At 65.1% G+C, this 13,482-nt stretch carries 13 protein-coding genes; 7 read left to right on the forward strand and 6 right to left on the reverse strand.

Translation table 11 applies throughout. From position 1 onward, the window contains the following. Positions 1-44: 44 nt before the first annotated feature. Entirely contained in the window at positions 45-1,166 is a 1,122-nt protein-coding gene (locus SCH01S_RS03850) for an SDR family oxidoreductase (RefSeq protein WP_046347447.1), read from the forward strand. Positions 1,167-1,327: 161 nt separating this feature from the next. On the opposite strand, the gene SCH01S_RS03855 is transcribed toward SCH01S_RS03850, so the two are convergent. From SCH01S_RS03855 to SCH01S_RS03865, 3 genes are all read right to left on the reverse strand, one after another. Beyond that, positions 1,328-3,148, reverse strand: coding sequence for a M2 family metallopeptidase (locus tag SCH01S_RS03855; protein WP_046347448.1), 1,821 nt, complete (start codon positions 3,146-3,148; stop codon positions 1,328-1,330). A gap of 52 nt (positions 3,149-3,200) precedes the next feature. Next, positions 3,201-3,953, reverse strand: coding sequence for an alpha/beta fold hydrolase (locus SCH01S_RS03860; RefSeq protein WP_046347449.1), 753 nt, complete (start codon positions 3,951-3,953; stop codon positions 3,201-3,203). Between the two features lie 90 nt (positions 3,954-4,043). After that, positions 4,044-4,487 (reverse strand): GFA family protein, encoded by a 444-nt coding sequence (locus SCH01S_RS03865; RefSeq protein WP_046347450.1) that lies wholly within the window; start codon positions 4,485-4,487, stop codon positions 4,044-4,046. Positions 4,488-4,573: 86 nt separating this feature from the next. On the opposite strand from SCH01S_RS03865, the gene SCH01S_RS03870 reads away from it, so the two are divergent. From SCH01S_RS03870 to SCH01S_RS03880, 3 genes are read left to right on the forward strand one after another with little or no spacing between them, the layout of a single operon-like run. After that, a complete protein-coding gene (locus SCH01S_RS03870) occupies positions 4,574-5,020 on the forward strand; it encodes a MarR family winged helix-turn-helix transcriptional regulator (RefSeq protein WP_046347451.1) in 447 nt (148 codons plus the stop codon). Further along, entirely contained in the window at positions 5,013-6,101 is a 1,089-nt protein-coding gene (locus SCH01S_RS03875; RefSeq protein WP_046347452.1) for an HlyD family secretion protein, read from the forward strand. Before SCH01S_RS03870 ends, SCH01S_RS03875 begins: the two co-directional genes overlap by 8 nt. Next, entirely contained in the window at positions 6,082-7,635 is a 1,554-nt protein-coding gene (locus SCH01S_RS03880; RefSeq protein WP_046347453.1) for a DHA2 family efflux MFS transporter permease subunit, read from the forward strand. The genes SCH01S_RS03875 and SCH01S_RS03880 overlap by 20 nt, the downstream gene beginning before the upstream one ends. A 1-nt stretch (position 7,636) precedes the next feature. Here the strand turns inward: SCH01S_RS03880 and SCH01S_RS03885 are convergent, their stop codons facing one another. From SCH01S_RS03885 to SCH01S_RS03895, 3 genes are all read right to left on the reverse strand, one after another. After that, entirely contained in the window at positions 7,637-8,839 is a 1,203-nt protein-coding gene (locus SCH01S_RS03885; RefSeq protein WP_046347454.1) for a M20 metallopeptidase family protein, read from the reverse strand. A 222-nt stretch (positions 8,840-9,061) separates the two neighbouring features. After that, on the reverse strand, positions 9,062-9,526 hold the full coding sequence (locus SCH01S_RS03890) for an EF-hand domain-containing protein (protein WP_046347455.1): 465 nt from the start codon (positions 9,524-9,526) through the stop codon (positions 9,062-9,064). Between the two features lie 37 nt (positions 9,527-9,563). After that, on the reverse strand, positions 9,564-10,223 hold the full coding sequence (locus SCH01S_RS03895; protein WP_245612148.1) for a squalene/phytoene synthase family protein: 660 nt from the start codon (positions 10,221-10,223) through the stop codon (positions 9,564-9,566). Positions 10,224-10,277: 54 nt separating this feature from the next. Between SCH01S_RS03895 and SCH01S_RS03900 the strand changes: the two genes are divergently transcribed. The 3 genes from SCH01S_RS03900 to SCH01S_RS03910 all read left to right on the forward strand — a co-directional run bounded on the left by SCH01S_RS03900 (position 10,278) and on the right by SCH01S_RS03910 (position 13,461). After that, positions 10,278-12,167, forward strand: coding sequence for a TadE/TadG family type IV pilus assembly protein (locus SCH01S_RS03900; protein ID WP_169746349.1), 1,890 nt, complete (start codon positions 10,278-10,280; stop codon positions 12,165-12,167). Further along, positions 12,164-12,757 carry a TadE/TadG family type IV pilus assembly protein gene (locus SCH01S_RS03905; protein ID WP_052733757.1) on the forward strand — a complete coding sequence of 198 codons (594 nt, stop codon included), beginning with the start codon at positions 12,164-12,166 and terminating at the stop codon, positions 12,755-12,757. The genes SCH01S_RS03900 and SCH01S_RS03905 overlap by 4 nt, the downstream gene beginning before the upstream one ends. 68 nt (positions 12,758-12,825) lie before the next feature. Continuing rightward, positions 12,826-13,461: a TadE/TadG family type IV pilus assembly protein gene (locus SCH01S_RS03910; protein ID WP_245612149.1), complete on the forward strand. Its 636-nt coding sequence runs from the start codon at positions 12,826-12,828 to the stop codon at positions 13,459-13,461. Positions 13,462-13,482: the final 21 nt, after the last annotated feature.

Genomic DNA, 13,482 nt, shown 5'->3' on the forward strand with positions numbered 1-13,482 from the left:
TTTCTTTTCACGCGTTCCCCCGGCAACCAGCCGGAGGAAACGACATGCCCGGGCGACTGAAGCCGCTTGCCGAACAGATTATCGTGATCACCGGAGCCTCGAGCGGGATCGGGCTCGCGACGGCGCGGCGCGCGGCCGAAACCGGGGCGCGCGTGGTTCTGGTCGCACGAAACAAGGACGCGCTCGACGAGGCGGTCGAGCAGATCAAGCTGAAAGGCGGCCGGGCGGCAGCCTACCCGGTCGACATCGCTGAAGAGAACGCAGCCGAGCGGGTCGGCGGCTTCTGCGAGGAGCGTTTCGGCCCGTTCGACACGTGGGTCAACGATGCCGCGGTCGCCATGTACGGCAAGCTCGATGAAACCACGATGGACGAGCATCGCCGCGTGTTCGACGTCGGCTATTTTGGGCTGGTGGCGGCATCGCTCTATGCGGCGCGCACGCTGAAGGAACGGGGCGGCGCGATCATCAATGTCGGCTCGGTCCTCTCCGAGCGCACGATGATCTACCAGAGCGTGTACTCGGCCATGAAGCACGCGGTGAAGGGCTTTACCGACGGGCTGCGGATGGAGCTGGAGGCAGACGCGGCGCCTGTTTCGGTGACTCTCATCAAGCCGAACGGGATGGACACGCCTTATCCCGAACATGCCCGCAACAAGCTCGACGAGCCCGCGAAGATCCCGCCGATCGTCTATGATCCCGATCTCGTCGCCCGCGCGATCCTGTTCGCGGCAGAGAATCGCAAGCGGGAGATGACGGTCGGCGGCGCCGGGCTGATGATCAGCAAGGCTGGGAATCTTGCTCCCGGCCTGACCGACAAGGTGATGGAACTGATCGGATATCCGATCCAGGTCACCGACAAGCCGGCGCGCAAGGGCGAGGCCGACAATCTGTTCCGTCCCCGCCGCGACGGCTTCGTGCACAGCAACCGGGACGGTTATGTCCGCAAGCAGAGCCTGGCGCTGGAAGCGCAGATGCGCCCCTGGGCGGCCGCCGCGATCCTGGGCGGCGTCGCGGCGACGGTTTATGCGCTGACTCGGCGCCGGCGTGGCGGCAGCGACGCGGCCGAGCCAGCCCTGCTGGCGCACCAGACCGACGGCACCGACTCCAGCGCCCAGTTCGAGGCCATGATCGCCGACGAGAACATGGTCCCCGAGCGACTACCCTAAACGATCCCTCTCCCTCCAGGGGAGAGGGCGACTCGGCCCTGCGAGGCCGAGCGGGGAGAGGGTTCCTGTGGTAAGGCGCTAACCACCCTCTCCTAGCTGCGCTAGGCAGCAAGCTGCCAAGCTCCGCTGTTCCTCTCCCCTCAAGGGAGAGGAAGCGCGCGCTACCACCCGCATCTCTGCCCTTTGTTCTGCTGCTTCAGCCACACCATCAGCGGCTGGAAATAGGCCACCATCGCATCGCCCGAGATTTCGCGGGTGCCGGTGAATTTCTCCAGCGCATCGGGCCATGGCCGGCTCGCGCCCATTTCCAGCATCGCGTTCAGGCGGCGACCGACTTCCTTGTTGTTGTAGAAGGAGCAGCGGTGCAGCGGGCCCTTCCAGCCCGCCTGCTCGCACGCCGCCTTGTAGAATTGGAACTGGAGCAGCCGGGCGAGGAAGTAGCGCGTGTACGGCGTGTTGCCGGGCACATGGTATTTGGCGCCCGGATCGAATGCGGTCGCATCGTCGCGCGGCGCCGGCGGGGTTACGCCTTGATATTGCAGCCGGAGCGCGGTCCACGCCTTGTTGTAGTCGGCAGGCTGAATCTGGCCCGAAAAGACGCCCCAGCGCCATTTGTCGACCAGCAGCCCGAACGGCAGGAACGCGACCTTGTCCATCGCCTGGCGGAGCAGCAGGCCGATATCCTTGTCGGCGCTCGGCACCTTGGCAGGGTCGAGCAGGCCGATGCTCACCAAATATTGCGGGGTGATCGACAGCGCGACGAAATCGCCGATCGCCTCATGGAAACCGTCATTGGCGCCGTTCTCGTACAGGAACGGCTGGTTCTTATAGGCCCGCTGATAATAATTGTGGCCCAGCTCGTGGTGGATCGTGACGAAGTCATCGCTGTTCACCTTGATGCACAGCTTGATGCGCAGATCGTCCTTGTTATCGATATCCCAGGCCGAGGCGTGGCACACGACGTCCCGGTCGGCCGGCTTCAGGAACAGCGAGCGCTTCCAGAACGTGTCGGGCAGCGGCGCGAAGCCGAGCGAGGAATAGAAGCCCTCCCCCGTCTCGACCATCTTCTTCCAGTCATAGCCCTTGGCCTTCAGCAGGTCGCCGACTTCATAGCCGAGGTCACCGGTGCCCGGAGGCGCGACCACATCATAGATGTTGCCCCATTCCTGCGCCCACATATTGCCGAGCAGGTCGGCGCGGATCGGACCTGTCCTGGGCTGGATCGCATCGCCATATTTCGCATTCAGCTTGGCGCGCGTGTAGCAATGCAGCTCGTCATAGAGCGGCTTGACCTGGTTCCAGAGTTTGTCGGTCAGCGCAGCGAACTGGTCGGGCGGCATGTCGTATTGGGACCGCCACATTGCGCCCGTGTCCGGATAGCCGAGCTCCTTCGCCCCCAGGTTGGCGATTTCGACCATCCGCGCATAATCGGCACGCATCGGCTTGCCGACATTGTCGTGCCAGCTGACCCACATCTCCTTCAGCGCGGCAGGGTCGCGGCTCGTGCCCATCGCCGCTTCGATATCGCTGCCGCTGATCGGCTTGCCGTGCAGCGTGCCCTTTCCCTTGCCGTAAGTGGAGTTAAGCCGCGTCGCTATCTCATTGAGCTCGTTCGCGGCGCCCGGCGTCGTCGGCGCCGGCAGGACAAGCCCGCCGCGCAGGATGTCGAGCTTTCGCTTCGTATCAAAGGAGAGTCCTGGAACCTTCTGAAATCGCGCCGCTTTCTTGGCGAACTTGACCGCCATTTCGGTGCCGATGGTGCCGTATTTGGCCGCCAGCGCATCGGTATCGTCGGTGATGTAGGTGTTGTTGATCCAGGCGACCCGGTTTGCCTCGACCGAGAAGTCGGCGAGCTGCTTCTCGGCGCTCGCGACGAACGCGTCCGCTTCGGCGGCGGTGGGAGCGGCAGGCTGCTGGGCGACCGCGCCGGCGCTTGCCAGCGCAGCCGCAACGGCAAGCGCCGAAATCATGATCCTCTTCATCGGCTTCCCCTTTTTTGAATGCCGGGCAGATGACGCGCCGGCGCGCGAGAGGTCAAGCGGCGAGGAACCGGGCGAGCGCCTCCCCCAGCTCAGGTTTCACCACCGCGCTCATGTGACCGCCGGGGACGAGCGCCAGTTGTCCATGCGGAAGCGCCTCGGCCAAGGCAGTCGCGGAGCCGTTGTCGTCATCGTCTTCGCCGCACAGCACCAGCGTCGGCTGCGCGATCGAGCGGATCACTGCTTCCGGCGTATCGGTGAATGTGTTCAGGATATTGAGCAGCGCGATCGGATCGCTCTTCGTCGACTTGATGAAGCCCTGCACATTGCCTTCCGGCGTGCCGGGGCGAAAGCTGCCGAGGTTCGTGAGGACGTGGCGGAAGTGGCCGGCGCGGCGCGACGTATGCATCAGCCCTTCCAGTCCCATGCCGGACAGGACCACGCGGTTCGGTTTCGCGCCTCGCGCCAGCATCCGCGACACCGTGCGCGCGCCGAGCGAGTAACCGCCTAGATCATAATCCGTGAGGCCCAGATACTCGACCAGGCCGAGATTATCGTCGGTCAGGATATCGGGCGGATAGAGGGCGGGATCATGCGGCGCGCCGCTTTTCCCGTGCGCACGCAGGTCCGGCATGATCACCCGAAAACCTTCGGCGGCAACCTTGGCGGCATGGCCAAAACGGATCCAGTTCATGTCGGCCGAAGAGATATAGCCGTGGATCAGCACCACCGGCCTCCCCTCGCCCAGCTCGTGCCAGGCGAGGCGGACGCCATCGGGCGCAGTGAAAAAGTGGGTCGTGGGCGTCATTCCTCCCCATTATCCGTTCGCTTCGAGCGAAGTCGAGAAGCGCATAGCTGGGAGCCGTTGTTTCTCGACTTCGCTCGAAACGAACGGGGTTTAGGAGGGCATGCCTCCGACCTTATTCCATTTGTCGACCAGCACCTGATATTCGTCCGTGCGAATCCGTTTCAGGCCGGACGTGTCGATCCAGGCCTCGTGCATGCTTTCCGCGCCAAAATGATGGACGGGCGTGAACCGCGCGGGATCGTCGAAGCTGCCGATGGTCAGGTCCATCTTCTCGCTGCCTCCGATGAAAGCAAAGCCCAGGGGCGTTCCGCAGCTTGCGCAGAACGGACGCCGGGCAATCGGCGAGCTGTCGTACCAGTCCGGCTCGTCGCCCATCCAATGCACGCCCGCTCTCTTCACGCTCTTGAACGCCGCCGCGAACCCGCCGGTGGCGCGCTGGCACATGCGGCAATGGCAGAGATAGGCCTCATCATTGTCGATCGCGACTTCGTAGCGAATTCGCCCGCATTGGCAGCCGCCGGTGACCGTTTCCATACGCGCCTCCTCGCTGGTCCGAATGCCGTCTCCCCGTTCACGACTCAATCATTGAATAATAAGCATTGTCTATTATATGTGTGGACATGGCAGATACGCTTGGTTTTCTGGTCGGGGACATCTCGCGCCTGATGCGGCGGGCCTTCGACGTGCGCGCGCGCACGATCGGCGTCACGCGCCCGCAATGGCGGATGCTAACGACTCTTTCCCGGCACGAGGGCGTCAACCAGGGCCGGCTGGCCGATCTGCTCGACGTGGAAGCAATCACCCTGTGCCGGATGGTCGACCGCTTGTCGGAAGCCGACCTGGTCGAGCGCCGGCCCGATCCAACGGATCGCCGCGCCTGGCGTATCTATCTGACCGATCGCGCGCGCCCGATTCTGGGGGAGCTGCGTTCTTTGGCCGATGACCTCATCGAGGAGACGCTGGACGGCGTGAGCGCTGCCGAGCGCGAGACGCTCATGACCTTGCTGGAACGCATCCGCATCAATCTCAACGACGAAAGAAAAGAAAAGACCGCCGCCAATGGCTGACGCAGATCGCCCCATCATCGCCGAGCGCGAAATCGCCGCTCCCGCCGACGTTCAGGCTACGCCGCAGGCTGAAAAGCCGAAGCGGCGCTGGCTGCGCCTGGCCGCGCTTCTGTCCGTTCCGCTGATCCTGGTCGCGGTCGGGGCCTATGTGTGGCTGACGTCCGGCCGGTTCGTTTCGACCGACAACGCCTATGTCCAGCAGGACAAGGTTTCAGTCTCCGCCGATGTCGGCGGCCGCATCGTCGCCGTGAACGTCCGCGAGAACCAGCATGTGAACAAGGGCGACCTGCTGTTCCGGATCGATCCAGAGCCTTACCGCATCGCAGTCGAGCAGGCCCGCGCTGCGCTCGCCAATGCGCAGGTCAACGTCCAGACGCTCAAGACCGAATATCAGGGCAAGGGCGCCGATATCTCGGGCGCGCGCATCGCCATCCAGCAGGCGCAGGAAGATTTCGACCGCCAGTCGGAGCTGATGAAGCGCGGTTTCACAACGCGCGCGTCGTACCTCAACTCGCAGCATGCCCTGCAACAGGCCAGGGTGCAGCTTGAAAACGCGCAGGCGCAGGCAGCGGAAGCCAAGGCCAAGCTGCAGACCGGCGCCGCCGTGCCGGGCGAAAACCCGCAGATTGCGGCCGCGCGCGCGCAGCTCGACCAGGCGCTGCTCAACCTGAAGCGCACTGAAGTCCGCGCGCCATCCGCCGGCACCGTCAGCCAGGCGGATCGGCTGCAGGTCGGCAATCAGATCGTCTCCGGGCTGCCGGCGCTCAGCATTGTCGTCAGCGACCGTGCCTGGGTGGAAGCGAATTTCAAGGAAACGCAGCTCAACAAGGTCCGTGTGGGCCAGCCTGCGGAGATCGAGATCGACGCCTATTCGGGGCTGAAGCTGAAGGGCCATGTCTGGAGCTTTGGCGCCGGCACGGGTTCCGAATTCTCGGTGCTTCCGGCCCAGAACGCCAACGGCAATTGGGTCAAGGTCACGCAGCGCGTGCCGGTGCGGATCGCGATCGACGAGCAGTCCCCGCGGCCGCTGATCGCGGGCCTCAGTGCGAACGTCAGGGTCGATGTCCGCGGCCAGCGCTAACGTCGGCGCGGACGTCGCCGCCACGCCCGTCGAGCAAAGAGGTCTGCTGACCATCGCGGTGATGCTCGCGACGGTGATGCAGATCCTCGACACCACGATCGCGAACGTGGCGCTGCCGCACATGCAGACGTCGCTGGGCGCGACGGCGGATACCGTCACCTGGGTGCTGACCAGCTATATCGTCGCGTCGGCGATCGCCATTCCGGTGACCGGATGGCTTGCCGACCGGTTCGGCTCGCGCAACCTGTTCCTGTTCGCGGTGGCCGGGTTCGTGCTTGCGTCGATGCTGTGCGGCATCGCGACCAGCCTTGGCGAAATGGTGATCTTCCGGGTCTTCCAGGGCATCGCCGCGGCCTTCATCAATCCGCTGTCCCAGACGGTCATGATGGACATCAATCCGCCGTCCAAACAGGCGCGGGCGATGGCCGTGTGGGGCATGGGCATCATGGTCGGGCCGATCCTCGGGCCCGTGCTCGGCGGCTGGCTGACCGACAATTTCGATTGGCGCTGGTGCTTTTACGTCAACGTGCCGTTCGGCATCATCACCTTCACGATGATGTGGCTGCTGCTGCCGTCGAAGCCGCTGCGGCCGCGGCGGTTCGACATCTTCGGCTTTGCCCTGCTGGCGCTGGCGGTCTCCACCTTCCAGGTGATGCTCGACCGCGGCCAGCAGCTTGACTGGTTCGACAGCTGGGAAATCCGGATCGAGGCCGGCGTCGCGCTTGCCGCCGCCTGGATGTGGGGCGTCCACATGACGACGGCGAAGCACCCGATGTTCGATCGCGAAATCTTCACCAACCGCAACATGCTGACGGCGCTGTTCTTCATGCTGGTGATCGGCGTGATCATGTTCGCGACGATGGCGCTGCTGCCGCCGATGTTGCAGCGGATCTGGGACTATCCGGTGATCGACGCGGGCCTGCTGCTCGCGCCGCGTGGCGTGGGTGTGCTGATCACGATGTGGGTCGCGGGCCAGCTGATGGGCAAGATCGACCCGCGCTGGCTGGTCGGCACCGGCATGGCGATCGCTGCCGTGTCGCTGTGGGAAATGACGCAATGGTCGCTGGGCATGGATTATCGCTGGATCGTGATTTCCGGCGCGATCCAGGGGCTTGGCATGGGTCTGGTGTTCATGCCGCTGAACCTGACGGCGTTCGGCACGCTCGATCCCAAATACCGGACCGAAGGCGCGAGCCTGCTGAACCTGTTCCGCTCGATCGGCGCATCCGCCGGCATCTCGGTGGTGACGACGTTCCTCGCGCGGAACGTCCAGACCAGCCATTCTGACCTGGTTGGCCATATCACCCCGTTCAGCCTGCCCTCGATCGACGCCTCCGCGTCCGAGCGGCTGATGAGCGCGGGCGATTCCGTCATGGCCATGATCGATGCGGAGATAAATCGGCAGGCGCTGATGATCGCCTATCTGGACGATTTCAAGATGATGGCGATCGTGACGATGCTGGCGGTGCCGCTGGTCCTGTTCCTCCGCCGCCCGGCAAAGCCGGAAGGCATTCAGCACGTGGCGATGGAATAGCTTAGCCGAAGCCGTTCGCGAGGAAGCGCTCAGCAATAGCGGCGTGGAGTGCAGCGCCCCGCGCCATCACGCTTTCATCGAGCACCATCCGGTTGGAGTGCAGACCGCAGCAGCTGCGCCAGTCGCTGCCGCTCTCAGACGCTCCCAGGAAGGCCATCGCCCCCGGCACCTTCTCCAGGACATAAGAGAAGTCTTCCGCGCCCATCACGGGTGCCGGCATGGTGATCCAGGACGACGCGCCGAACACATCCTCCACGGTCGCGCGGGCGAAATCCACCGCGCGGGCGTCGCACACGGTCGGCGGAAAGCCGGCTTCGAACGCGACGGTCGCGCTCGCACCGTGCGCCGCCGCGATCCCTTCGGCGAGCCTTCTCAACCCATCCTGCACCGCGGCGCGCGTGCCCGGCGACAGCGTCCGAATCGTGCCCAGCAGCGAGGCGGATTCGGGAATGACATTGTCGGTCGATCCCCCCTCGACCTTGCCGATCGTCACCACCGCGGGATCGGTGACCGACACATGCCGCGTGACCCAGGTCTGGATCGCGAGCACGATCTCGCAGGCGATCGGCACCGGATCGAGCGCGTCATGCGGCATCGAGGCGTGGCCGCCGCGCCCGTGCACCGTCACCTTGATCTTGTCCGCAGAGGCAAGGAGCGGCCCGGCGCGGCTGCTGAACACACCGTGGGGTGCATTCGGCATCACGTGCAGCGCGAACGCCGCGTCCGGCAGCGGATCGAGAAGGCCGTCGTCCATCATGTAGCGCGCGCCGTGCCAGCCTTCCTCGCCCGGCTGGAACATGAACAGCACGGTGCCCTTCAGGGCGTCGCGCCTGGCGCAGAGCAGCTTCGCGGCGCCGACCAGCATTGCGACATGACTGTCGTGCCCGCACGCGTGCATCGCGCCCTCGGTGCCGGATGCGAATGCGAGGCCGGTGTCCTCATGCATCGGCAGCGCATCCATGTCGCCACGCAGCAGCACCGTCCGCCCGCTCGCCGCCCCGTTGAGAACGGCGACGAGGCCGGTCGTCGAACCCCCTTCCCGGTATTCGAGCGGCAGCCCGGCCAGGGCGGCCTTCACTTTCGCCGTCGTCTTCGGCAGCGAAAGCCCGAGTTCCGGTTCCGAGTGAATCGCGCGGCGGAGCGCAACGAGATCCGGCAGCATCGCCTCCGCGTCCCTGGTCCAGTCGGTCGTGTGAAGGGTCATGACAGTCTCCCGAAGCCGGCAGTCAAGCCGCTCCGATCCTGGAAAACAAGCCCTGGAAGAAAATGACGCGCCCGACATGAATGTGCTGGGCACTCAGAACATTGGGACATCTGTCGCTCTGACCCGAAAGGGCCGACTGCGCCCTTCCTCGGCATCAGCTCACAGCCTCATATGGCTGCAAACCGGACATAGGCTAACGAATTGGCCTCTGTTGCGGAACTTCTAACCCTCATCTTCCTCTCGCGCAGCCGGCGGCGGCGGGCAGTTTGGGCGCGGCCGGGTCTTGCGCACCACCTTGGTCGTCGCGAACTCCGCTCGCGACAGCGCCTTCGACTTGTCGGCATCGGCGGCGGCGAATTTGTCCGTCGTCTTCTTCGCCCATTCCTCGAAGCTCAGCCGCCCGTCATGATCGGCATCCAGCCGCGCGAACGCCTTGCGCCGGTTCGCCAGATACTCCTCCGCGCTGACCAGTTCGTTGCGGTCCTTGTCGTAGCGGTCGAAGCGCTTCTGCTCGCGCGTGCGCTCTTCGGCTTCGGGCGGCGCGACGTCGGGCGCCTCGGTCGAGCGCGCGAGCGGTGGCGCGATCGCCGACAGCAGCGGCGTGTCCTGCTTGCCGCTGCTCCACCAGACCAGCCCCGCCCCCGCCAGCAACAGCGCCGACGCGACGCCCGCCAGAAATCGCCACATGCCCGAACTCCCCCCGTTAGGGTGAGCTTAGAAACCGCTAACGGCCGGTCAAGCCCGCCAGCATCGCACGAGCGACGCGGCGCGGCGAGCCCTGCCGCCGTGGCAAGTCCAGCCCGCGCCTCAGATCCCGCCCTGCGAGCGCCGTGAGCACGGCCAAGGCTTTCGGCAGGCGCTCGGGCATGGCGTAAGCGGATGCCAGCGCAAGCGCCCGCTCCGCCGTGGTCCGGTCGCTGATCCGGAAGGCGAGATCGACCAGCGCCCACAGCCGACCCGCCCGCTCCGCCGCGTCGGGTGCGCCGCCCAACAGCTTCGCCGCAACCCCAAACAGCGTGCCGCCCCGTGCCGCGGCATAGGTCGCGAGCGAATCCTCTGGCAGAGGCAGCGGATCGAGCAGCGCTTCCCAGCCGTCGATCAGCGGCAGCAGCGACGTGGGCTCGATCGCCGACGCGTCGGCCAATGCTACCAGAACCGGATCTACCGGCGCCGCCGTCCCCAGCGACTGCAGTGCATCGTGCCACCAGGTCAGGCGCATCTGCCCCACTGCCGGATTCTCGGTCCGCGCCACGATTGCGCCGAGCTGTTCGTCGAGCGCCCACAGCGCCGCCAGTGCGGGCCGCCGGGAGGACGGGGCGTAGGCCAGCGCCAGCGCCCGCTCCGGGTCGGCCGGCTGTGGTGCCGAGATATCCGCATTCATCATGCTACGCGTGGTTAACCTTGCCCCTTCAGGACGCCTTAGGCGCGCTGCCTCACAGTGCAAGCAAGCTCGCCCGAGGTGGATATGCTGGGGATCGAACGAAAGCGGCACGCCGCGGACAAGCCCGGCTTCCTCGGGCGGCTGGCGCGGAACGTTGCGGGCAATACCGCGGCGATCATGGCTGCCGCCTTGCTTCCGCTGGCCGGCTTCACCGGCGCGGCGGTCGACATGGCGCGGCTGTACGTCGTGAAGGTGCGGCTGCAGCAGTCCTGCGATGCCGGTGCGCTGGCCGGCCGCAAGATGATGACCGGCACGTCGCTCACCGACGACAACAAGACGCAGGCCAGGCTATTCTTCGACAACAATTTCAGGTCGGGCTGGTTTCAGACCAGCAACGCTTCGTTTGCGGCGAGCGACACCACCGATGGCCAGGTTCAGGGCACAGCGTCGGTCACCGTGCCAGTCACGCTGATGAGCATGTTCGGCGCTGGCCCGACGACGCTGAACGTCACCTGCGAGGCGCGCAAGGAGATCGGCGACGTCGACGTGATGTTCGTGCTCGATGTCACCGGATCGATGACCTGCACCACGTCCGAGACCTCGTGCTCGAACGAGACCACGCCCGTGTCTTACTCCTCGCCGTCGGGCACGCGCTACTACATGCAGGAAAAGACGGGCTCGAAGATCAAGGCTCTGCGCACCGCCGTGCTGACCTTCTACGACACGTTAGCAGCGGCGGCCGACGCCAATTCGAGGATCCGCTACGGGTTCGTTCCCTATGCGTCGTCGGTGAATGTCGGCACGATCATTCCGGCCAACTATGTCGACGACAGCTCGACCTTCCCGACCCGCAAGCGGATCGCCGACGCCGATTCGACAGCCAAGACGAATACTTACAACGGCGACAGCCAGACCGACTGCAACAACCGGGCAGTCGCGCGCAGCCCTGCGGGCACCGACTACCCGGCCTCGCGTACTGTCGTGAACAGCTGGACGGCCGCGAGCGGCCGCAACCCCAGCGTGTGCAAGACGACGACCTATACGCTCGTGCCGATGTGGCGCTATGACGATTGGCCGGTCGATGTCAGCGCCTACAAAACGGGCGCGACGGTGACCAATCCGACCCGTGTCGACGGCGCTACTTCCGTCTGGGACGGGTGCGTCATCGAACGTCAAACCGGCGACAGCGACATCAACCTGATTCCGAGCAGCACGTCGGGCACGAAATGGCGTCCGGCCTGGATCGACGCCGTTTACGATCGGCCGAACGTCGCATCCGACGACACGACGGCCGATACCTGGACCAGTTCTTCGTCGACGCTGCGCAGCCGGTACACGCCGAATATGATCCTGGCGCAATATCAGGAATATGCCTGCCCGAAACAGGCGCAGCGCCTGGCGGTGATGAGCCGCACCGACGTCAGTAACTACGTCAACGCCAGCGACTTCAGGGCGATCGGCTACACCTATCACGACGTCGGCTTCGTATGGGGCGCACGTTTCCTGTCGCCCAACGGGCCATTTGCGGCCGATACCGACTGCCGTACCGGGCGGACCTGCGGTCGCCACCTCGTCTTCATGACCGACGGCGACATGAACCCGCTGAATTGCGTCTACAGCAGCCTCGGTTACGAGCGGCTCGAAGGGCGTGTGATGGGGTCGAAGCCGGTCGGGACGTGCGTGACCAGTTCCAGCCAATTCGTCATCAATACGACGCCCTCGCAGCTTGAACCGAAGCACAATGCCCGGCTCCAGGCAATCTGCACCCAGGCGAAGAACAACGGCATCACGGTCTGGGTCGTCGCCTATGCACAGACGTTGACCGACGATATGAAGGCCTGCGCGTCGAGCGCGAGCACGGCGATCTACGCGCCCACCGACCAGAAGCTGCAGGACGCGTTCAAGCAGATCGCCGGCAAGATCGCCGAGCTGAGGATCTCGAAATGATGCGGCCCTCCTTTCTCGCGCGGCTCCGCGACGATGCGCGCGGCTCGCCGATCGCCGAATTCGCCGTCGTCGCGCCGACGATGCTGCTGCTGATCATGGCATCGATGGACCTGGCCTATAGCAGCTACGCCACCTCGGTCCTGGAAGGCGAGATTCAGAAGGCGTCTCGCGATTCCGGCATGGAAGGAAGCGGCGACAAGCTCGCGGCGATCCAGGCCAAGGCTGAAAATCAGGTCAGGCTGGTCGTGAAGAACGCGACCTTCACGCCGCTGCGCAAGAGCTACACCAGCTATCTGACCGCCAAGCCCGAGCGGTTCACCGACTCCAACGGCAACGGCCAGCGTGATCCCGGCGAATGCTTCGACGATGTGAACGCCAACGGCCAATGGGATTCCGATCCCGGCAACGACGGCCAGGGCGGCGCGAACGATGTCGCCGCCTATACGATGAAGATGACCTTCCCGCGGCTTTTCCCGCTGGCCGGCATGATCGGCCTGCCTTCGACCGAGACGATCACGGTCAAGACCTATCTGCGCAACCAGCCCTACAACGCGCAGAACGTTCCGACGGTGAAGACGCTATGCACCTGATCCGGACCAAGGCGCCGCCTTTCGCATCTCTTTTGTCGCGGCTGCGGCGGGATCGGAGCGGCCTAGCATTGATCGAGTTCGCCTATGCGATGCCCGCCGTGATGGGCATGGGCATGTACGGCATCGAGACCGCGAACCTGGCCCAAACCCATCTCCGCGTCAGCCAGATCGCGCTGATGCTGGCCGACAATGCCTCCCGGGCAGGCGCTGATGCCGCAGGCGGCACGATCCAGCAACTGCGCGAAATCGACATCAACGATGTGATGCAGGGCGTGCGCCTTCAGGGCGCCCGGATCGATCTTGCCAACAACGGCCGCGTGACGTTGTCGAGCCTCGAAACCAATTCCAGCGGCGGCCAATGGATTCACTGGCAGCGCTGCCTCGGCATGAAACGGGGCGTCGGCTGGGATTCGAGCTTCGGCACTGCGGGCACGGGCAGCACCGGCACCGGCTTTGCCGGCATGGGTCGAGCGGGCGCCGAGGTGAAGGCACCTGCTGGCGAAGCGGTGATCTTTGTCGAGGTCAACTACCAGTACAAGCCGCTGTTCGGCACCTGGCTCATCGGCGCGCCCAGGATCCAGTACACCGCCTCCTACCTCGTCCGCGACAAGCGCGACCTGTCCGTGAACAACGGCGCGGGAATCGATGACCCCACGCCGTCGGTCGGATCGGCGAAGATGACCTGCGACAAATACACCGCCTGACCGGCTTCGGAGCGAGCTCGG

This window comes from Sphingomonas changbaiensis NBRC 104936, from assembly GCF_000974765.1.
Classification (GTDB): domain Bacteria; phylum Pseudomonadota; class Alphaproteobacteria; order Sphingomonadales; family Sphingomonadaceae; genus Sphingomonas_B; species Sphingomonas_B changbaiensis.